Annotated in this window: 15 protein-coding genes; 14 read left to right on the top strand and 1 reads right to left on the bottom strand. The window is 61.5% G+C overall.

Translation table 11 applies throughout. The features are described from left to right. The first annotated feature begins 73 nt into the window (after positions 1 to 73). From glgA to AK821_RS19000, 14 genes are all read left to right on the top strand, one after another. Entirely contained in the window at positions 74 to 1,660 is a 1,587-nt protein-coding gene (gene glgA, locus AK821_RS19065; protein WP_064391093.1) for a glycogen synthase GlgA, read from the top strand. 18 nt (positions 1,661 to 1,678) lie between these two features. Continuing rightward, positions 1,679 to 3,481 (top strand): malto-oligosyltrehalose trehalohydrolase, encoded by a 1,803-nt coding sequence (treZ, locus tag AK821_RS19060; RefSeq protein WP_064391092.1) that lies wholly within the window; start codon positions 1,679 to 1,681, stop codon positions 3,479 to 3,481. Beyond that, on the top strand, positions 3,478 to 5,556 hold the full coding sequence (malQ, locus tag AK821_RS19055; RefSeq protein ID WP_064391091.1) for a 4-alpha-glucanotransferase: 2,079 nt from the start codon (positions 3,478 to 3,480) through the stop codon (positions 5,554 to 5,556). The genes treZ and malQ overlap by 4 nt, the downstream gene beginning before the upstream one ends. Next, positions 5,553 to 8,321, top strand: coding sequence for a malto-oligosyltrehalose synthase (locus AK821_RS19050; RefSeq protein ID WP_064391090.1), 2,769 nt, complete (start codon positions 5,553 to 5,555; stop codon positions 8,319 to 8,321). Before malQ ends, AK821_RS19050 begins: the two co-directional genes overlap by 4 nt. Before the next feature lie 27 nt (positions 8,322 to 8,348). After that, on the top strand, positions 8,349 to 8,663 hold the full coding sequence (locus AK821_RS19045) for a DUF2934 domain-containing protein (protein WP_064391089.1): 315 nt from the start codon (positions 8,349 to 8,351) through the stop codon (positions 8,661 to 8,663). A 224-nt stretch (positions 8,664 to 8,887) separates the two neighbouring features. Further along, on the top strand, positions 8,888 to 11,047 hold the full coding sequence (gene glgX / locus AK821_RS19040; protein ID WP_064391088.1) for a glycogen debranching protein GlgX: 2,160 nt from the start codon (positions 8,888 to 8,890) through the stop codon (positions 11,045 to 11,047). 1 nt (position 11,048) lies between these two features. Further along, entirely contained in the window at positions 11,049 to 12,047 is a 999-nt protein-coding gene (locus tag AK821_RS19035; protein WP_064391087.1) for an acyl-CoA dehydrogenase family protein, read from the top strand. Next, entirely contained in the window at positions 12,044 to 12,802 is a 759-nt protein-coding gene (locus AK821_RS19030) for a PIG-L deacetylase family protein (protein WP_064391086.1), read from the top strand. Before AK821_RS19035 ends, AK821_RS19030 begins: the two co-directional genes overlap by 4 nt. Next, on the top strand, positions 12,799 to 13,398 hold the full coding sequence (locus AK821_RS19025; RefSeq protein ID WP_064391085.1) for an SAM-dependent methyltransferase: 600 nt from the start codon (positions 12,799 to 12,801) through the stop codon (positions 13,396 to 13,398). Before AK821_RS19030 ends, AK821_RS19025 begins: the two co-directional genes overlap by 4 nt. Beyond that, positions 13,395 to 14,051 carry a glycosyltransferase gene (locus AK821_RS19020; protein ID WP_064391084.1) on the top strand — a complete coding sequence of 219 codons (657 nt, stop codon included), beginning with the start codon at positions 13,395 to 13,397 and terminating at the stop codon, positions 14,049 to 14,051. The genes AK821_RS19025 and AK821_RS19020 overlap by 4 nt, the downstream gene beginning before the upstream one ends. 187 nt (positions 14,052 to 14,238) lie before the next feature. Then, on the top strand, positions 14,239 to 14,997 hold the full coding sequence (locus AK821_RS19015; protein WP_064391083.1) for a PIG-L deacetylase family protein: 759 nt from the start codon (positions 14,239 to 14,241) through the stop codon (positions 14,995 to 14,997). Positions 14,998 to 15,185: 188 nt separating this feature from the next. Then, positions 15,186 to 15,968, top strand: a complete 783-nt coding sequence (locus AK821_RS19010; protein ID WP_064391082.1) for an endonuclease/exonuclease/phosphatase family protein — start codon at positions 15,186 to 15,188, stop codon at positions 15,966 to 15,968. Positions 15,969 to 16,163: 195 nt separating this feature from the next. Continuing rightward, positions 16,164 to 18,701, top strand: a complete 2,538-nt coding sequence (locus AK821_RS19005; protein ID WP_064391168.1) for an autotransporter family protein — start codon at positions 16,164 to 16,166, stop codon at positions 18,699 to 18,701. Between the two features lie 323 nt (positions 18,702 to 19,024). Beyond that, the gene (locus AK821_RS19000) at positions 19,025 to 20,095 is read left to right on the top strand and encodes an autotransporter domain-containing protein (protein ID WP_064391081.1); all 1,071 of its coding nucleotides are present in this window, start codon (positions 19,025 to 19,027) and stop codon (positions 20,093 to 20,095) included. Positions 20,096 to 20,218: 123 nt separating this feature from the next. Here the strand turns inward: AK821_RS19000 and glgB are convergent, their stop codons facing one another. Further along, the gene (gene glgB, locus AK821_RS18995; RefSeq protein WP_064391080.1) at positions 20,219 to 22,450 is read right to left on the bottom strand and encodes a 1,4-alpha-glucan branching protein GlgB; all 2,232 of its coding nucleotides are present in this window, start codon (positions 22,448 to 22,450) and stop codon (positions 20,219 to 20,221) included. Between the last annotated feature and the right edge of the window lie 2 nt (positions 22,451 to 22,452).

Here is a 22,452-nt window from a genome sequence, read left to right as displayed (position 1 = left end):
CCCGGCCACAGGATGTGGCCATGGACATCACTTGTTCCAGACAAGAATCAGATCAACAAAACGGGAGTTACATATGATCAGTGCGGCATTGGATATTCAGGGAGAGCGTGCTCAGCAGTCAGTTGGCGAATCGAGCAGCGTCAGTGTTCCCGGCAGCCGACAGATCAACGTCCCCGGCACCAAGACGCTGACTCCGGTAGCGAGCCAGAATCCGAACAAAAAGAAAGTGCTGTTCGTGACTTCGGAAATCGCCGATCTGGTGAAAACCGGTGGCCTGGGTGACGTCTCCGCCGCCCTGCCCCGCGCCATGGCGCATCTGCACGATGTGCGCGTGCTGATCCCCGGTTACCCGCAGGTAATGCACAGCGAGAACCCGATCCACATCATCGGCGAACTCGGTGGCCACGCTGCGCTGCCGCCGTGCAAGATCGGCCGTATGGATATGCCGGACGGTCTGGTGATCTACGTGTTGATCTGCCCTGAACTTTACGAGCGCGAAGGCTCGCCCTACGGCGCCAACAACGGCCGCGACTGGCCGGACAATCACATTCGTTTCGCCCGTTTGGGTCTGGCCGCTGCCGACATCGCCGCCAACCTCGCACAAATTCACTGGTGCCCGGATCTGGTGCACGCCCATGACTGGCCGGCCGGCCTGGCCCCTGCCTATATGCACTGGCGCGGGCAGCGCACGCCGACCCTGTTCACCATTCACAACCTCGCGTATCAAGGCGTGACCAGTCTTGGCTCCTGCCCTGAGCTGGGCATTCCCAACCATGCTCTGCAACAGGAAGGCATGGAGTTCTACGGCAAGATGTCGTTCCTCAAGGCCGGCATGGCCTATTCGAGCCACATCACCACGGTCAGCGCGACCTACGCGCAGGAAATCACCACCCCGGATTTCGGCTGCGGTCTCGACGGTTTTCTCGCTGCCAAGACCCAGCAAGGCTTGCTCAGCGGTATTCCCAACGGCATCGACGAGAGCTGGGATGCTGCCACCGATCCGCACCTGTTCGCGCCGTTTGCCATCGGTGACTGGGAAGGCAAAGCGGTCAACGCTGCGCATGTGCGCGAACTATTCGAATTGAATGACTCCGAAGGCCCGTTGTTCGCCGTGGTGTCGCGACTGGTCTATCAAAAAGGTCTGGACCTGACGATCGCGGTGTCCGAGTACATCGTTGAAAACGGTGGCCAGATCGCGATCATCGGTCGCGGCGAGCCGGAAGAAGAGCAAGCCATGCGTGAACTGGCGCTGCGCTTTCCCGGGCAGATCGGCGTGCGCATCGGCTTCAATGAAACCGACGCCCGCCGCATGTTCGCCGGCAGCGATTTCCTGCTGATGCCATCGCGTTACGAGCCGTGTGGTTTGAGCCAGATGTACGCCCAGCGCTTCGGCTCGCTGCCGGTGGCGCGCAACACCGGCGGGCTGGCCGACACCATTGAAAACGGCGTCACCGGCTTCCTCTTTGACCAATCCACTGCTGAGAGCTATCAAGAAGCCCTGAGCCGTGCGTTCAAGGTCTTCGCCTTTCCAGAGCTGCTCAATGCCATGCGTTGCCGGGCGATGGCGGCACCTTTCAACTGGTGCAAAGCGGTTGAACCGTACGCCGAACTCTACGAGCAACTGGTGGCCAAGGCACTGGGTAAAGCGCACCACAAATAACCAGGGAGGTTTTCAACGATGCCGTTACGGTCTACTGAAACCTGGCCCCACGGCGCGATCATGCTGGACGCCGAACACACGCAGTTTGCACTGTGGGCGCCGGATGCGTTTTACGTCAGTGTCGAGCTGGACAACGGCCAGTCCCTGCCAATGCTGCCTCAGGCAGATGGCTGGTTCGTGATCAAGACCCGCTGTGCGGCGGGTTCGCGTTATCGCTATAACATCGACGGTGAACTGGAGGTGCCCGACCCGGCTTCCAGGGCGCAGGACGGCGACCTCGACCGTCACAGCGTGGTGGTCGATCCGCTGGCTTATCAATGGCGACACACGGCCTGGCACGGTCGGCCGTGGAGCGAAGCGGTGATCTACGAGTTGCACGTCGGTGCGCTCGGGGGATTCGCGGAAGTCGAACAACATCTGGCGCGCCTTGCGGGCCTGGGCATCACCGCCATCGAACTGATGCCGCTGGCGCAGTTTCCCGGCGAACGCAATTGGGGCTACGACGGTGTTTTGCCCTACGCCCCGCAAGCCTCCTACGGCACGCCGGAACAACTCAAACACCTTATCGACAGCGCCCACGGCCACGGCCTGGCGGTGATTCTCGATGTGGTTTACAACCACTTCGGCCCCGACGGCAATTACCTCCATCGTTACGCCAAAGGTTTTTTCCGCGAGGACAAACACACGCCGTGGGGCGCGGCGATCGATTTCCGCCGCGACGAAGTGCGGGAATTTTTCATCGAAAACGCCCTGATGTGGTTGCTCGAATACCGCTTCGACGGTCTGCGCCTGGACGCGGTGCATGCCATCGAAGACCCGGATTTCCTCACGGTAATGGCCCAGCGCATCCGCGCGCAGATCGACCCGAGCCGGCATGTCTGGCTGACGGTGGAAAACGAACTGAACCAGTCGAGCCTGCTCGAATACGACTACGACGCGCAGTGGAACGACGACGGCCATAACGCCCTGCACGTGCTGCTCACCGGCGAAACCGACGCCTACTACGCCGACTATGCCGCACAACCCACCGAACAATTGGCGCGCTGCCTCAGTCAGGGTTTTGTCTTCCAGGGCCACATCACCCGCCATGGCGAACCGCGCGGCGAGCCCAGCGAACACCTGCCCTCCACGGCGTTCGTGCTGTTCCTGCAAAACCACGATCAGATCGGTAACCGTGCGTTCGGCGAGCGCCTGCATCATCTGGCCGATCCGCGCGCCGTTCAGGCAGCGACCGTGTTGTTGCTGCTGTCACCGATGATTCCGCTGATGTTCATGGGTGACGAGTTCGCCGCCGAGCAGCCATTCCTGTTTTTCACCAGTCACCACGGCGAACTGGCGGAACTGGTGCGCGAGGGTCGGCGCAATGAATTCGCCGCGTTCAGCGCCTTCGCCGATCCGCACAAGCGCGAGCAGATTCCCGACCCGAATGGCGAAAAAACCTTCCACGCTTCACAGCCAAGGTTGGTCGGTCATGGCAGCGAAAAACAGCAGGAAACCCTCGCGCTCTACCAAAAGCTCCTGCAATTTCGCCATCAATACATCATTCCCCATCTGTCCGGCACGCAAGCGCTCGGCGCGCATATGCTCGGTTATGGCGCGGTCAGTGCGCGCTGGCGTCTGGGCAATGGCAGCGAGCTGCGAATTGACCTGAACCTCAGCGACACGCCAGTGGTCAACCCTCCACAGACCGAGGCCGTGTGGTTGTTTCAACAGCCACCCACCGTCGATCTATCGGAATCGGGCGTACTGCCCGCGTATTGCGCGCTTGTCAGCCTCACGGCCGCAACCCCTTTGCAACCTCTGAATGGAGAGCGCCTATGAGCGATGCGCAACTGGAAATTCTTGCAAGCCGCGCCGGCCTTGCCGTCGACTGGATCGACGCCAACGGCCGCCCGCAAAAAGTCGCTCCGGCGGTGCTGCGCAATGTCCTGATCGGCCTCGGTCACCCCGCCAGCACGGCGCAGGAAATCGACGCCAGCCTGTTGGAACTGCAAGCCGTTCAACAAGATCGCCACTTGCCGCCGTTGTTGACCGCCGATGTCGGTGTCGGCGTCGATCTGGCGCGTTATTTCGCCCCGCAAACGCCTTGTGAAATCCACCTTGAAGACGGCTCGCGGCTGAATCTGAAACTCGATTCCGAAGCGATATTGCCGGGGCTGATCCCGGTCGGCTATCAACAGGTGCACATCAGCGATCAGTATTTCACCTTGGCCGTGGCCCCGGAGCGCTGCTTCAGCGTCGGCGATGCAGTGGATAATCCGATTCCCCGCGTCTGGGGTCTGAGTGCGCAGCTGTATTCGCTGCGCCGCCCCGGTGACGGCGGATTCGGCGATACTCAGGCGCTGGAAGACCTGGTGCGCGTGGCCGGTGAGCGCGGCGCCGATGCGGTGGCGATCAGCCCGCTGCACGCCATGTTCAACGCCGATAACGGACGCTACAGCCCTTATTCGCCATCCAGTCGGTTGTTCCTCAATTCTCTTTACGCAGCACCCGGGACCATTCTCGGTGAGCGCGCCTTGCGTGATGCGATCGACGCGGCCGGCCTGGCCGAGCAGTTCGCGCAACTGGAAGACCTGACGCTGATCGACTGGCCGAGCGCCGCCGACGCCAAGCAGAAACTCCTGCAAGCGTTGTATGAAGGTTTCATCGCCGGTGAGCATCCGCTGCACCCGGACTTCGCCAGTTTCCGTCACGCCGGTGGCGAAGCATTGGAAAACCACTGCCGTTTCGAAGCGATTCAGGAAATGCGCGCCGCCCGTGGCGAGAACCTCGACTGGCGGCAATGGCCGGAACACTGGCACGACCCGCGCGGTGCCGCGCTGGAAGCCTTCGCCGAAGAATATGCCGAGCGCATCGGCTATTTCGCTTTTTGCCAATGGCTGATCCACCGCTGCCTGGAACGTGCGCAAACCGCCGCACGCAGCGCCGGCATGGGCATTGGTCTGATCGCCGATCTGGCGGTCGGGGCCGATGGCGCCGGCAGCCAGGCCTGGAGCTTTCAGGACGAACTACTCGCCTCGCTGACCGTCGGTGCGCCGCCCGATATCCTCAACCGCTCCGGTCAGGGCTGGGGCATTTCCGCGTTCTCCCCCGAAGGCCTGATCCGTAATGGCTTTCGCGCGTTCATCGACATGCTCCGGGCCAATTTCGCCCACGCTGGGGGCTTGCGCATCGACCATGTGATGGGCCTGCAACGCCTGTGGGTGATTCCCAATGGCGCGGTGCCGGCCGACGGCGCTTATCTGTACTACCCGGTGGATGACCTGCTGCGGCTGCTGACCCTCGAATCCCATCGTCATCAGGCGATTGTCCTCGGTGAGGACCTCGGCACCGTGCCCGATGGCCTGCGCGAGAAACTCATCGCCCGCTCGATGCTCGGCATGCGCGTGCTGCTGTTCGAACAGGACAACTGTCACTTCAAGCCCATCCTCGACTGGCCGGACAACGCCCTCGCTACCACCAGCACCCACGACCTGCCAACACTCAATGGCTGGTGGCATGGCCGCGATATCGACTGGAACGCGCGACTGGATTTTGTCGATGCCAACGGTGAGATCGAATGGCGCCATCATCGCCAGCGTGAGCGCGAAGGCTTGCGCAGCGCCTTGAGCCAGGACCCGCAAAACTTTCGCGAGGAATCCCACGAGGCCGATCAAGTAGTCGATGCCGCTGTGCGCTTCCTTGGCCATACCCGCGCCCCCTTGGTGTTGCTGCCACTGGAAGACGCGCTGGGTATCAACGAACAGGCGAACCTGCCCGGTACCATCGACACACACCCGAACTGGTCGCGGCGCTTGCCCGGTACCAGCGAAGCGTTGCTCGATAGCGACGACGCTGCGCGACGGCTTGAGTTGCTGGCGTGCGCGCGCCTTCAGGCGGCCGAGCGTGACCAATGAACCAAGCGCTCATCCAGCCACTGCGCGCGACGTTGCGTCTGCAGTTTCATAAAGGCTTCACCCTCGAACAAGCGGTGCCACTGGTGCCGTACTTTGCCCGGCTCGGCATCAGCCACATTTATGCCTCGCCGCTACTCGCCGCGCGTGCCGGCTCGATGCACGGCTACGACGTGGTCGATCCGACCCAGGTCAACCCGGAGCTCGGCGGCGAAGCGGCGTTGCGGCGTTTGGTCAGCACCCTGCGCGAACACAACATGGGGCTGATCCTCGATATTGTCTCCAATCACATGGCCGTCGGCGGCAGCGACAATCCGTGGTGGCTCGACCTGTTGGAGTGGGGGCGGCTGAGCCCTTATGGCGAGTTCTTCGACATTCAGTGGCACTCGCCCGACCCGTTAATGGAAGGCCAGTTGTTGCTGCCGTTTCTTGGCAGCGATTACGGGGTCGCGTTGCAGGAAGGCACGCTGAAACTGCGTTTCAATGCGCAGACAGGCAGTTTCCATGTCGAGCATTATGATCATCACTTCCCGATCTGCCCGAACGATTACGGCGAGTTGCTGAAGTCCGCGGAAGCGCTGAAACCCCTCGCGGATCGCTTCAGCACGCTGAGTTACCAGACCGATGCGCATGCGTTGGCGATCCCGCTGAAGGACGAGTTGCGGCAACTGGCGCGCGACCCGCAGATCCTTGCCGCGATTCAGCGCAACCTTGAGCATTACGACTCGACCACGGCAGAAGGCTTCCAGCAGTTGCATCAATTGCTCGAACGGCAAAGCTATCGCCTCGCCAGTTGGCGCACCGCCGCAGATGACATCAACTGGCGGCGTTTTTTCGACATCAACGAACTTGGCGGGCTGCGCGTCGAACGCCCCGCGGTGTTTGAAGCCACCCACGGCAAGATCTTCCAGTTGATCGCCGAAGGGCTGGTCGACGGCTTGCGCATCGACCACATCGACGGCCTCGCCGACCCGCGCGGCTACTGCCGCAAACTGCGCCGGCGCGTCGATCGGCTGGCACCGGGCAGGCACTTGCCGATCTACGTCGAGAAGATCCTCGGCGCCGGTGAAACCCCGCGCCGCGACTGGACGGTGGATGGCACCACCGGTTACGAGTTCATGAATCAACTATCGCTGCTGCAACACGATCCGGACGGCGAATACGTCCTCGGTGATCTCTGGCAACGCCGCACCGAACGCCCCGCCGCGTTCATCGAAGAAGCGCAACTGGCGCGTCAGCAGATCCTCAACGGCTCGCTCGCCAGTGACTGCGAAAGCGTCGCTCAGGCCCTGCTGCAAGTCGCCCGCGATGACCTGATGACCCGCGACCTGACGCTGGGCGCGATCCGCCGGGTGTTGCAGGCATTGATCGTGCACTTCCCGGTGTATCGCACTTACATCAGCGCCATGGGCCGCTCGGCGCAGGACGAGGGGTTTTTCCAGCAGGCCATGGACGGTGCCCGGCAAACCCTCAGCGAAGGCGACTGGCCGGTGCTCGACTGCGTGGCGAGTTGGCTCGGTGGCACGCCGTGGCGGCGCAAACCGCGCGGGCGTTCACGGAAGATTCTCAAGCATGCCTGCGTACGCTTTCAGCAACTGACCTCACCGGCAGCGGCCAAAGCCGTGGAGGACACCGCGCTGTATCGCTCGGCCGTGCTGCTGTCGCGTAACGATGTCGGCTACAACACCGAGCAGTTCAGCGCGCCGGTCAGCGACTTTCATGCGGTCAATCAGCAACGGTTGGATGAATTTCCCGACAACCTGCTGGCCACCGCCACCCACGACCATAAACGCGGCGAAGACACCCGTGCGCGGCTGGCCGTGCTCAGCGAGCGCAGCCATTGGTACGCGGAGCAGATCGAATTGTGGCGCGCCCTCGCCCGCCCGGTGCGGGTTGACGAGCAAATGCCGTCGAGTGGCGATGAACTGATCCTCTATCAAGCCTTGCTCGGCAGTTGGCCGCTGCAACTGCGCGATGACGATCAGGCCGGGTTCGCCGACTACGCCAAACGTATCTGGCAATGGCAGCAGAAGGCGTTGCGTGAAGCCAAGCTGCAAAGCAGTTGGAGTGCGCCGAACGAAGCCTATGAAAACGCCGCGCAAGCGTTCACCGAAAAACTCCTTACCGGAGAAGAAGGTGAACTGCTGCGCGCCGCGCTGAGCAAGACCGTCAACAGCATCGCCGCTGCCGGCGCGCTCAATGGTTTGGCGCAAACCTTGCTGCGCATGACCGTGCCGGGGGTGCCGGATCTGTATCAGGGCAACGAGTTCTGGGATTTCAGCCTGGTCGATCCGGACAATCGCCGGCCAGTGGATTACGCCGCTCGCGAGCGAGCCTTGCAGGAGCCATTGCCACCTGTGGAGTTGCTGGCGAACTGGCGTGACGGGCGTATCAAACAAGCCTTGATCGCCCAGGTGCTGAACCTGCGCGTCGAGCATGCCGAGCTGTTTCGGCGTGGCAGCTACCAAGCCCTGGAAGTGCTCGGCAGTCAGGCGCACAACGTGCTCGCGTTTGCCCGCGAGCACGAGGGGAAGCAGGCCATCGTGATCGTGCCGATCCGTTGCGCCACGCTGCTGGAAAACGGTGCTGTACCTCAGGTCGATGCGCTGCGCTGGGGCGATACGCGGGTGGTTTTACCGTTCGCCGCCTCTGACACAAACCTGAAGGGACTTTTTTCAAGCAGCGCAGTCACAAAAAACAGGGAGCTGAATATCAGCGACGCGCTGGGGGATGTCCCGGTCAATCTCTTTATCCAACACTTAACGTAAGCATGAGTTCAGTTCAGGAGCATTGCGATGAGTACCGACGATAAACGCATTCGCGAATTCGCCTATCAGATCTGGGAATCGGAAGGTCAGCCCGACGGTCAGGAAGAACGCCACTGGGAGATGGCGCGCAAACTGGCCGAAGCCGAGGCGCTGGCCCCGAAAAAGCCACCGAAAGCGGCTGGCAGCAAAACCGCTGGCAAGACTGCCGAAACCAAGGCGCCGGCCGCCAAACCGAAACCTGCGTTGAAAGCCAAGCCCGCCAGCGCCGCCAAAGTGATTCCCCCGGGCGAAAAAGCCGCCGAGAAAAAGCCCCGAGCGCCGCGCAAGCCTTCGGCGATCTAAAGCTTTAACGACGATTGAACTGAATGACCGTGTGGCGGGCTCGCTCGCCACCGAGGACGCGTTCGTCCTCAAGAAACCCACCAATCCCCTGTAGGAGTGAGCCTGCTCGCGATAGCGATTTGACATTCAACATCGATGTCGCCTGATAGACCGCTATCGCGAGCAGGCTCACTCCTGCACGGGGATGTGTAAGCCCAGAAATTACCCGTTTTGCAGGAGCAATCATGACCCGTCCAAACAAACCCGAGCCCACCGCGCACGCCGAGCCGTCGAGAATCCGTGAAGGCCTGCCCTTCCCGCTTGGTGCGACCTGGGATGGGTTGGGGGTCAACTTCGCGCTGTTTTCCGCCAACGCCACCAAAGTCGAACTGTGCATCTTCGACGATGCCGGCGAAGTCGAACTCGAACGCATCGAACTGCCGGAATACACCGACGAGATCTACCACGGCTACCTGCCCGATGCGCATCCGGGGCTGATCTACGGCTACCGTGTCTACGGCCCGTACGACCCGGCCAACGGCCACCGCTTCAACCACAACAAGTTGCTCATCGACCCCTACGCCAAACAATTGGTCGGCCAGCTCAAATGGTCCGAGGCACTGTTTGGCTACACCATCGGCCATCCCGATGCCGACCTGAGTTTCGATGAACGCGACAGCGCGCCTTTCGTGCCCAAATGCAAAGTCATCGACCCCGCACACACCTGGGGCAACGACCAGCGTGTCAGTGTGCCGTGGGACAAAACCATCATTTACGAAACCCACGTGCGCGGCATCAGCATGCGTCACCCCTCGGTGCCGGAAAACGTGCGCGGCACCTTTGCCGGTCTGATGAATGACGATGTACTCAAACACATTCGCAGCGTCGGCGTTTCGTCGGTCGAGTTGCTGCCGATTCACGCCTTCGTCAACGACCAGCATCTGCTGCACAAAGGCATGACCAATTACTGGGGCTACAACAGCATCGCGTTCTTTGCCCCCGACCCGCGCTACCTGGCCAGCGGCAAGATCGCCGAGTTCAAGGAAATGGTCGCGCACCTGCACGAAGCCAACCTCGAAGTGATTCTCGACGTGGTCTACAACCACACCGCCGAGGGCAACGAGCAAGGCCCGACCCTGTCGATGCGCGGCATCGACAACGCCTCCTACTACCGCTTGATGCCCGACGACAAGCGCTTCTATATCAACGATTCCGGCACTGGCAACACGCTGGATCTGAGCCACCCGTGCGTGCTGCAAATGGTCACCGACTCGCTGCGTTACTGGGCCACGGAAATGCACGTCGACGGTTTCCGCTTCGACCTGGCGACGATTCTCGGCCGCTATCACGACGGTTTTGACGAGCGTCACAGCTTCCTCGTGGCCTGCCGTCAGGACCCGGTGCTGCGTCAGGTGAAAATGATCGCCGAGCCGTGGGACTGTGGCCCCGGTGGCTATCAGGTCGGCAACTTCCCGCCGGGCTGGGTCGAGTGGAACGACAAGTTCCGCGACACCGTGCGCGCGTTCTGGAAAGGTGATGACGGTCAGGTTGCAGACTTCGCCAGTCGCATGACCGCCTCTGGCGAGATGTTCAATCAGCGTGGACGCCGGCCGTATTCGTCGGTGAACTTCATCACCGCGCACGACGGTTTCACCCTCAACGATCTGGTTTCGTACAACGACAAGCACAACGAAGCCAACGACGAGAACAATCAGGACGGCAGCAACAACAATCTATCGTGGAACCACGGCGTCGAAGGGCCGACCGACGATCCCGAGATCAACGCGCTGCGCCATCGCCAGATGCGCAATTTCTTCGCAACCCTGCTGCTCTCTCAGGGCACACCGATGATCGTCGCCGGCGATGAATTCGCCCGCACCCAGGACGGCAACAACAACGCCTATTGCCAGGACAGCGAGATCGGTTGGGTCAACTGGGACCTGAGCGAGGATGGCAAGGCGCTGCTGAAATTCGTCAAACGTCTGATCAAGTTGCGTCTGGCCTATCCGATTCTGCGACGCGGGCGCTTTCTGGTGGGCGAATACAACGAAGACATCGGCGTCAAGGACGTCACCTGGCTGGCGCCGGACGCCACCGAGATGACCACCGAGCATTGGCATGACGCACACAATCGCTGCCTCGGCATGTTGCTCGATGGTCGCGCGCAGGAAACCGGGATTCGCCGCAAAGGTGGCGACGCGACGCTGCTGCTGGTGGTCAACGCGCACCACGACATCGTCAATTTCACCTTGCCGCAAGTGCCTGACGGCGGTTTCTGGACGTGCATGATCGACACCAATCAGCCGTCGATTCGCGGTCAGGAACGTTTCGATTTCGGTCATGAATATTCCGTCACCGGGCGCTCACTGCTGCTGTTCGAGCTGCAACACGAAGAAGAAGATTGATATGGACTTGCACAGCTATCTCGCCCGGCGCCCGCCGGACTACGCCAATACCACCGCCCTCGGCAGTTGCCTGCGGGCGATGGTCGAGGCCGGGCATGACCGTTTGCCGCTACCCGGCAGCGGTCGCACCCTGGAACGTTTTCAGCACTTGGCCGATGTCGGCGGGCATGATCTGGGCCTGTGCAAACTCTTCGAGGGGCACACCGACGCACTGGCGATCATCGAGCAACTGGGCGGTTCGCCGACGCCCGGCAGTACGTGGGGCATGTGGGCTGCGGAGCCGCCGCAGGCTCGGGTCAAGGTTTCGGCGGCCGGGCACATGGTCGCCCTGCACGGGCGCAAGGCCTGGTGTTCTGGCGCGGCGGTGCTCAGCCATGCCCTGCTGACCGCGTGGGACGCTGACGATCAGCAACAACTGGTCGCCGTCGCCCTCGATCAACCGGGCGTGACCATCACCGATCAGGGTTGGCAAGCGGTGGGCATGGCGGCGACCGGCAGCGTCGAAGTGGTGTTCGAAGGCGCCGAAGCACAGGCGATCGGCAACCCTGGCGACTATCTGCAACGCCCGGGTTTCTGGCAGGGCGGGATCGGCATCGCTGCCTGCTGGTACGGTGCCGCACGGCAGCTTGGCGAAAGTCTGCGCCAACACTGCGCGCGACGCGAAGAAGCCCACGCCCTCGCCCATCTCGGCGCGGTCGACACGGCTTTGCAGGCTGGCGCTGACGTCTTGCGCTTCAGCGCACTGCACATCGATGCCCATCCCGAGGACGACGCCGAATTGCTCGCGCGGCGGGCCCGCGCGGTGGTCGAGCAATCGGCCGAACAGGTGATGCGCGAAGTGGGCCGAGCCCTGGGTGCCGGGCCTTTTTGCAAAGACCGGCATTTCGCCCGGTTGATCGCCGATCTGCCGGTGTTTCTGCGGCAAAGCCACGCCGAACGCGATCTCGCCGCCCTCGGCCAACTGATCACCGCGCAATCGGATGAGGTATGGACGCTATGAGAACCAATCCAATCGTCGGCCAGGGAACATCCCTGCATCAATGGCAAAGCTCACGACATCTGGCGGAGCTCGACAGCATCGACATCCTTAGTCTGGTGCCGCCTGGCTCACGCGCGGTGATTGTCGCGCCGCATCCAGACGATGAAGTGCTCGGCTGCGGCGGTTTTCTGCAACGGCTTGCCGCTGCCGGGCGTGAGCTGCAACTGATCTCGGTCACCGATGGCAGTGCCAGCCATCCCGGCTCCGCGCGCTGGCCGGTGGCACGGCTGAGCGTGGTGCGTGCGCAGGAGTCCGCCGAGGCCCTGCGCCGTCTCGGCCTGCCGATGCATCGTTTGAAGTGGCTGCGCGCGGGTTTCACTGACACACAGGTGGCCGCTGAAGAACCCGCCTTGCGCGCCTTCATCCAGCGGCATCTGCGCGCCAACGATGTGCTCTTCACCACCTGGAGCGAAGATGGCCATTGCGACCATGAAGCCGTCGGCCGCGCCAGTACCGAAGCGGCGCGGCTTGTCGGTGCGACCTGCCACGAACTGCCGGTATGGACCTGGCACTGGGCAACGCCGGAAGACGCTTTGGTGCCATGGCAGCGGGCGCGCAAGATTCTCCTGTCTCCCGAGCAAATCGCGCGCAAGCGTCACGCCGTGCACGCTTTCACCAGCCAATTGGAGGGCGACGCCGAATCCGGACTGGCGCCGGTGCTTGCGCCTTACGTGTTGGACCGGCTGCTGCAACCGTTCGAAGTGGTGTTCTTGTGAGCGTCGAAGACCGCTATTTCGAAGGGCTGTTTGCCGGCAACGATGATCCGTGGGCGTTTCGCCAGCGCTGGTACGAGCAGCGCAAACGCGCAATCACTCTCGCCGCCCTGCCGCGTGCGCACTATCGGGCGATTTTCGAACCGGGCTGCGCCAATGGTGAATTGAGCGCCGAGTTGGCAGGCCGTTGCGACCGTCTGCTGTGTTGCGACACGGCGAGTGCGGCCGTCAGTCTGGCGCGTACCCGACTAAGCCTGTTCGATCACGCCGAAGTCCGGCAAAACCGCTTGCCGGACGACTGGCCGGAAGAAAAATTCGACCTGATCGTATTTAGCGAAATCGGCTACTACCTCGACAGCAAGGATCTGACAGAAGTGATCCGTCGGATCAGTCACAGCCTGACCGCTGACGGTCAATTGCTCGCCTGCCACTGGCGGCCGCCGATCGATGACTGCCCGCTGAATGCGCGACAGGTACACGACCTGATCCACGAACAATTGCATCTGCCGCGACTGGCGCTGCATCAGGAAGCCGATTTCATTCTTGAGGTGTGGAGCCGCGAGCCACGTTCAGTGGCGGCACTGGAGGGTTTGCGATGATCGGCATCCTGATCCCGGCGCACAACGAAGAGGCGCTGCTCGACGATTGCCTGAGCGCAGCGATGCGCGCCAGCAGGCACGGACTGCTGGCTGGTGAGCGGGTCGAGGTGTTGGTGGTGCTCGACAGTTGCACCGATCGCTCGGCGCAGATTGTCAGCCGTTACCCGGTGCAGAGCCTGCACATTGAGGCGCGCAATGTCGGTCAGGCGCGTGCCGCCGGGGCGCAGGTTCTGCTGGAGCGCGGTGCCCGCTGGATCTCCTGCTCGGATGCCGACAGTCGCGTGGCCGACGATTGGCTGGTGGCGCAACTGGGCCTGGGGGCAGACGCGGTGTGTGGCACCGTGACGGTCGAACACTGGCCTGAGTCGTTCGCCGAAGCCGCGCAAATTCGCTATCACAGCCAGTATCAGGCCCGCGATGACCATCGGCACATCCACGGTGCCAACCTCGGCATCAGCGCCGACGCCTATCGCTGGGCCGGAGGCTTCCCGCCGCTGGTGTGCGATGAAGATGTGCAGTTGGTCCGGCAACTGCAATTGTCCGGTGCCGACATCGCCTGGAGCCATCGCCCGCGAGTGCATACCAGCGCCCGCCTCGACAGCCGCGCCCGTGGCGGATTTGGCGACTACCTGCGAAATCTGGCACAGCTTTGACAAATAAATCCGGATCAGATTGATCTGTAACGCGACGAACTGTACTTCATGAGCAATACTCTGCTGCGCGGCAATCCAGGGTTCGGAGCGTCGCATGGCATTTACCCCGCCTTCACGGGTCGTTCGCGACAACCATCGAGGTTGCAAGCACGACTGAGGGCCAGACTCAACAAGGACGTCATTCCCCATGAAACCGTTATTTCTCAGCGAAAACAGCCCGAACGGGCAGATCTGGAACAGCGCCGCGCAACTCGACAATATTCCGGTCATCGCCACCCAAAGCCTGGTTCCCCCTGGCGCGCGCGCCGTGGTGATCGCCCCGCATCCCGGTGATGAAGTGGTGACTTGCGGCGGCCTTCTGCAATTGCTCGCCAGCCTCGGCCATCCGTTGCAACTGCTGTCGATCACCGACGGCAGCGCCAGCCACCCCGGTTCACGTCAATGGTCGGAGAAACGCCTGAGCGTGTTCCGTCCGCAGGAAAGTGTCGAAGCCCTGCGGCGCCTGGGCTTGCCCATGCACAGTTTGAAGTGGGTACGCGGTGGTTTCACCGATAACGCGCTGCTGGATCAGGAACGCCAGCTGACCGACTTCATCGGCCGCTACCTGCGCCCCGGCGACGTGGTGTTCAGTACCTGGCGCGAGGACAGCAATGACGACCATGAAGTCGTCGGCCGCGCCAGTGCCAAGGCTGCCGAGCTGGCTGGCGCCAGCTATCACGACGTGCCGGTCTGGGCCTGGCACTGGCCGGAACGCGATCACGCGCTGATCCCCTGGCAGCGCGCGCGCAAGCTGCGCCTCGACACCTGGACCGTCGCCCGCAAGAGCCACGCCACCCATGCTTATGCCAGCCAGCTGAAGGGTGAGCCGGCCATCGGCATCGCGCCAATGTTGCCGCCGGTGATTCTTGAGAGGATGCGTTTGCCCTACGAAATCGTCTTCGTCTGACAAGTACCTTGGAGGAGCTGCCGAAGGCTGTGATCTTTTGATCTTGATCTGCAGAAGCAGAAGCAAAAGATCGCAGCCTCGTTTCACTCGACAGCTCCTACAGATGAATGGCGCCCCCAAGCAGAAGGAACTGCCGCCCCTCCCCATCAGTCGCATGAATAAGCCGACCGCTATCCAGAGGAGTCACCGTGTCCAGCGATCCCGAGCGTCATGTAGTCGACGCGCCCGTCATCCATCGTCTCAGGGTGCTGACGGTCAACACCCACAAAGGTTTTACCGCGCTGAATCGGCGCTTCATCCTTCCGGAACTGCGTGAAGCGGTGCGCAGTACCTCGGCCGATCTGGTGTTCTTGCAGGAAGTGGTCGGTGAACACGAGCGTCATTCCAGCCGCTACAACGAATGGCCGCAAACCTCGCAGTACGAGTTTCTCGCCGACAGCATGTGGAGCGATTTCGCCTACGGACGCAATGCCGTCTACCCCGACGGCCACCACGGCAATGCGCTGTTGTCGAAATACCCGATCCGTGAATACCGCAACCTCGATGTCTCGATCACCGGACCCGAACGGCGCGGCCTGTTGCACTGCGTGCTCGATGTACCGGGGCATGCCGAAGTGCATGCGATCTGCGTGCATTTAAGCCTGCTCGAAAGTCATCGGCAATTGCAGCTGCAGCTGCTTTGCCAACTGCTCGAATCGCTGCCCGACGACGCCCCTGTGATCATTGCCGGTGACTTCAACGACTGGCAACTTCAGGGCAACGTCGCCCTCGCCCGTCGCGACTATCTGCACGAAGCCTTCGAGCGGCATCACGGGCGCCCGGCCAAGACTTATCCGGCACGCTTTCCACTGTTGCGACTGGACCGTATCTACCTGCGCAATGCCAGCAGTCATGATCCCCGGATCCTCGGCAACAAGCCGTGGACGCATCTCTCCGATCACTTGCCGCTGGCGGTGGAAGTGCATTTGTAAGCGCGATTCTGACAAGACCGTCTGTCAGCCCCGCTTGAACCGCGAGGAAAACCATCTACACCTAAATCAGCTCAGGGAGTAGCGCATTCAATCTGTTAGGTCATGGAGTTGATGTAAGGCATCAGCTGTAAACGATGCCGGACCCATGGCATACCCAAGGATGAATTCCCCCCGAATTTGCCGTAGGGAATGACCATGCCGCGCTACTCCACGCCTCTGCGGACACTACCGCACGTTTTGTTCCTGCCCGCTTCCTTGCTGTTATTGACCCTCCAACCCGTTTCAGCGGCCTGCACGCTGGTGCCGGGGCCTGGCAATGACAGCTTCACCTGTGACAGCGGCACCAGCAGTTCACTGACGGATCTCGCCGGCAATAACAGCCTGACCCTCCCCGCCAACAGCACTGGCCAGATCAATGGCGGCGTAATTTTCGGCGCAGGTGCCGACCGGGTCGAGATCAATTCCGGCGTGATCACCGGCGCGGTCAGTCAGGGCAACGGCGTCGATGATTTCGTCATCAATGGCGGGTCTATCGGTTCACTGGCCCAAGGCGATAGCCGCGATACGTTCCTGATGACCGGCGGCACCATCGTCGGCGCTTTCGAGGACGGTGATGTCGCACGCATGACCGGCGGCACGATCGGCCGGGTCGACATGAAACTCGATAACAATATTTTCAACCTGTCGGGCGGGCAGATTCTCGGCAATCTGGTGACCGGGTTCGGCACCGATACGATCATCGTTTCCGGCGGCCGCATCGGCGGCAACATCAGTGTCAGCGGCGGTAACGACAGCATCACCGTCAGTGGTGGGGAAATCGTCGGCGAGATTCGCGCCAGCGTCGGTGATGACGCTTTCATGTGGGACGGCGGCGGGATTATCCGCTCGGCGATTCTGATGGACATCGGCAATGACACGGCCACCCTGCGTAATCTGGACGACAGCATTCTTGCGCTGACGCCCAGCATTGATGGCGGCGTCGGTACCGATACGTTGACACTGGACAACACGCGCACCGCCCTGCCTGTGCGCCTTATCAATTGGGAAACGGTCAACCTGAGCAATGCCTCGCAGCTTGATCTGGGTTCGTCCAGCCTGGTGCTGGGTGACGCGGGAACCGGCACGGGCGCGTTGAACATCGACGCCAGCAGCACACTGTTTTCCACTCAGGGCAGCGTTGCGCCAGCGCTGGCGGGACAAAACGTGACGCTCAACAACGCCGGGATCATCGACCTGACACAAGGCAACAGCCGCACCAACGACACACTGACCGTGCAAGGCAACTACGTCGGTAATCGTGGTCAGTTACTGCTGCAAAGCACCGTTGCTGGTGATGATTCGGCAAGCGACAGACTGATCGTCAACAACGGCAGCCTTGGCGGGTCGACGGTCATCAGTGTCAGCAACGTCGGCGGTCTGGGCGCACTGACTCAGGTCAATGGCATTGAACTGGTGCAGGCACAAGGCAGCGCTGTCAGCAGCAATACGGCGTTTACTCTCAGCGGCCCGGTGTCTGCCGGCGCTTACGATTACTACCTGTTCAAGGGGGGCGTCACCGCCGGCACCGAGAATAACTGGTATCTGCGCTCAGCCGTTGTCGCACCGCAATTGATGAGCGTGCCCAATCCCGATCCGGCATTACCGCCGCTCCTGGTTCCAGTCGTGGCCACGCCCATTGCGGCGGCCATCACCCCGCTCGACGGCGCGCCCGGCGAAGCGCTGTCCATCGCCTCGCTGCCGGTGTTACCTGCCGCCGTGGCCGGTGCCGCGCCAATTCCCCTGTATCGCCCGGAAGTACCGACCTGGTCGGTATTACCGCCCGCTGCCGCGCAACTGACGCTGAATGCACTGGGAACGTTTCATGATCGTCAGGGCGAGCAGCGCCTGCTCAGCGAAACCGGCGCATTTGGCGCCGGTTGGGGCCGGGTCTACGGCAAGAACCTCGAGCAGACCTGGGCCGGTACGGTGACTCCGCGTCTGGACGGCTCACTCAATGGCTTTCAGGTCGGCAACGATCTGTTCAGCTCGCAGACTTCCGGCGGCCAGCACCAGCGCGTGGGGTTCTTTGTCGGCCACAGCCGTTTGCAGGGTGATGTCGATGGTTTCAACGAGGGCTTCCAGCACAACAGCGCTGGCAAGATCAAACTCGAAGGCGACAGCTATGGCCTGTACTGGACGCTCACGGATCCCTACGGCTGGTACGTCGACACCGTGGTGATGGGCACGCGTTTCGACGGCGACAACCATTCCGATCGCGGGGTAAAACTGGACAATCGTGGGCACGCGCTGACCTTGTCGGCCGAAGCTGGTTTTCCATTACCGATCAGTGATACGTGGGTAATCGAGCCACAGGCACAGGTCATCCACCAGAAAATCTCCCTCGACAGCCAGGACGATGGTATTTCACGCGTCTCGTTCGATTCCGACGGTGCCTGGACCGGCCGTCTCGGTGCGCGCCTCAAGGGTCGTTATCAAGTCAGCGGTTTGCCGGTGGAACCGTACCTGCGCGCCAATCTATGGCATACGTTTTCCGGAACTGACTCGGTGACATTCGGCACCAGCGATGTCATTACCACCGAACAGAAATCCTCGACAGCGGACATTGGCCTGGGCGTCGTGTTGACCCTCGATCGCGCCGTCAGTGTGTACGCCAGTACCGATTACACCAGCAATATTGACAGCAATGACCTGCGCGGCGTGGTAGGCAATCTGGGTGTGCGGATTAGCTGGTAGACCTTCCGTCGGCAATTAAACCTCTCTACCCTGGGGCTTTCACTGCGTTTTACCATGCAAACAACAACTTAGTTATGTGCAGAAAAACAAACGCTTGCAAACGCTGCTTTACCACTACCGCTCATCGTTCAATTTCTTGACGGGCGCCTTCCAGTCTTCTTATCTCTACCTTACTACCCCCGGAATCACTACCCGGGACGAGCCTTCGGACACTCGCAAAATCGAGCGGTCAGGGTTCGCCCCGCTCCATTCGGTCGCCCCTCGTTCGGGGTAGGAGAGACGCCAAACTCGAGATACCGCATGCGCCTGCAAGGTAGACCTCCATGAAAACGCCCACCATCACCCCACACGAGATCAAAATCACTTTCTGCACAGTGTCGAGTTCGATCCTGCTGTGCTCATCCATGGAGGCGCAGGCCAGCCCTGTGTCGGATGAAACGACCCCGTGGTATCGCGCGGACGTTCCCGTCATGACTTTGCCCGCCACGGTCATTACCCCAGGCCCGCAACGCCTCAGTCCACGTCCAGACCTGCAGGGCACGCGCCTGATCACCGAAGACCTCGCACCGTCGGCCTGGGATGAGCTGTATGGCAGAAGTGCCCGTCAGGCACAAACCGATGTGTTGTCGTCGGGTTACGCGATGCCTGGCAGCGGCGACTTCAAAGGCCCGGCTGTGCTGACGCTGCGAAGTGGCAACCATACCCAGACCATCGGCCTGATTGGCGGTCTCAACCAGATTCAAGCCAATGGCAACGGGCCAATCACCAGCCGCGCCTTGGCAGACCCGAACAGTGACACGCTTAATCTGCAAGGCCAAAGCCTCGGCGCCTATTACAGCCTGATCGGCGCGCAGGGTTGGCACGTCGATTTATCCGCCAGCGGTGGCCGGGTCAGTGGCTTTAGCCGCAACGGCCAAGGCGCGCGGCAAGCCACCGAAGGCAGCGCCATGACTTTTTCGGTCGAAGGCGGTTATCCGATCGGCCTGAGTGAAAACTGGGTGGTCGAACCGCAGGCGCAACTGATCAATCAACGCATCACCCTCGACACGCCCTACGCCGGCTCGGGCAATGCCTCTTCCGCCGATCTGACGGCATGGAGCGGTCGTGTCGGCGCACGCTTGAAAGGCAGTTACGATTTGAACGGCCTGCCGGTCGAGCCCTATGTGCGCACCAACCTCTGGCACACGGTGTACACCGGCAATACCGTGACACTGGATCAGGTCGACAAGATCAGCAGCAGCCGCAAGTCATCTACCGTTGAATTGGGCTTGGGCCTGGTGGCGCGGGTGACGCCGGCAGTGAGTCTGTATGTCAGTGCCGATTACAGCAGTGATGTCGATGACAATGATTTGAACGGGATCATTGGCAGTCTTGGGGTGCGGATGCGTTGGTAGCGTTTGGCTTGGCGGCGAGAGTGTTTGTGCTGACGCCATCGCGAGCAGGCTCACTCCTACAAGGGGAACGCATTCCTAGTGTAGGAGTGAGCCTGCTCGCGATGGCAGCAACTCGCTACTGGATCAACCCTCCGGTTTGAGGATCAACACTGCCAACGGCGGCAGGTTCAGTTCCAGCGACAACGACTGGCCGTGGCTCGCCACTTCCTCGGTAAATGCCCCGCCGCCATTGCCATAATTGGAACCGGCATAGGTGTCGGCATCGCTATTGAGCAACTCAGTCCAGCGCCCGGCAAATGGCACACCGACGCGATACGCCTGACGCGGCACCGGGGTGAAGTTGGCCACCACCAGCACCGGTGCGCCCTCCTTGCTCCAGCGCAGCCAGGCATAAACGCTGTTGATCGCATCGTCACCAATCAACCACTGAAACCCCTGCGGCGCGTCGTCCTGATCGTGCAACGCCGGCTCCTCGCGATACAGCCGATTGAGATCGCCAACCAGTTTCTGCACGCCTTTGTGCTCGGAGTACTGCAGCAGATACCAATCGAGCTGTTGATCGTGATTCCATTCGCGCCACTGGCCAAACTCGCAGCCCATGAACAACAGTTTCTTGCCCGGATGGGTCCACATGAAACTCAGGTAAGCACGCAGGTTGGCGAATTTCTGCCAGCGGTCGCCGGGCATCTTGTCGATCAGCGAATGCTTGCCATGTACCACTTCATCGTGGGAGATCGGCAGGATAAAACGCTCGGACCAAGCGTAGACCAGGCCAAAACTCAACTCGTTGTGATGGTGGGCGCGGTACACCGGGTCCTGCTGAATGTAATGCAGTGAATCGTGCATCCAGCCCATGTTCCATTTGTAGGCAAAACCCAAGCCGCCCTGCTGCGTACTTTGACTGACACCGGGCCACGCCGTGGATTCTTCGGCGATCACCAGCGCACCCGGTGCTTCCAGCTCAACCACATCGTTCAAATGCCGGAGGAAATCGATGGCTTCGAGATTCTCGCGCCCGCCATGACGGTTCGGCACCCACTCGCCAGCCTTGCGCGAATAGTCGCGATAGAGCATCGACGCCACCGCATCGACGCGCAAACCATCGACATGGAAATGCTTCAGCCAATGCAGCCCGGAGGCGAGCATGTAGCCGTGCACTTCGGTGCGCCCCAGGTTGTAGATCAGCGTGTCCCAATCCTGATGGAAACCTTCCAGCGGATTGCCGTACTCGTACAGCGCGGTGCCGTCGAATTGCGCCAGACCGTGGGTATCGGTGGGGAAATGCGCCGGTACCCAATCGAGGATCACACCGATCTCCGCGCGGTGGCAGGCGTCGACGAATTCGGCGAACTGCGCCGGCGAACCGTACCGCGCACTCGGGGCGAATTGCGACAGCAGCTGATAACCCCAGGAACCGCCGAACGGGTGTTCCATGATCGGCATCAATTCGATGTGGGTGAAACCGAGTTCCTTGACGTAAGGAATCAGCCGTTCGGCAAGTTCCGGCCAGGTGTACTGACGCGCCACCTCACCGAGATCATCCAGCTCGCATTGCCACGAACCGGCGTGCAGCTCATAGATCGACAGCGGCGCCGAATGCTTGTGACGGTCGCGGCGGCTGCTCATCCAGTCCTGATCCTGCCAGTCGATCTGCAGGGGTTCCGCGACTTTTGACGCGGTATCCGGCGGCAGGCTGGTGGCCAGCGCCATCGGGTCGGCCTTGAGCGGCAGAATGCCGTGGGCGCCGAGAATCTCGTATTTGTACAACTCCCCCGCTTGCAGGCGCGGGATGAACAACTCCCAGACCCCGGACGGATGACGCAGGCGCATGGGATGCCGGCGGCCGTCCCAGACGTTGAAATCCCCCACCACTGACACGCGCCGGGCATTCGGCGCCCACACCGCGAAACGCACGCCGTCGACACCATCCACGGTTCTTAGCTGCGCGCCAAGGCAGGCGCTGAGGTCACGGTGATTGCCCTCGGCGAACAGATACAAATCCATTTCACCGAGCAACTGGCCAAAGCTATACGGGTCCTCGGCGACTTGCTCGCCGCCGGCCCAGCGCGTGCGCAGCTGGTAAGGCCGCGCCTGATCGAAATGACCGACAAACAGCCCCGGCGTTTCGGTTTGCTCCAACGGACCGCGTTCTTCGCCGCTGTCCTTGTCCAGCACCACGACGCTCAGTGCGCCGGGCAGATACGCGCGAATAAACTGCCCGCCAGCGCCATCGCCGTGCGGGCCAAGAATGGAAAAAGGGTCGTGATGTTCAGCGCGGACCAAGGCGTCGATATCTTTCGCCGAGGGCAGCAGCGCTTCTTTGACCTGACCCTGTTCCTTGTTTGAGAAACTCATGA

The sequence above is a fragment of the Pseudomonas sp. RIT-PI-r genome (assembly GCF_001297015.1).
Classification (GTDB): domain Bacteria; phylum Pseudomonadota; class Gammaproteobacteria; order Pseudomonadales; family Pseudomonadaceae; genus Aquipseudomonas.
Note: the sequence above shows the minus strand (reverse complement) of the source record. Positions and strands in the feature narration are given on the sequence as shown.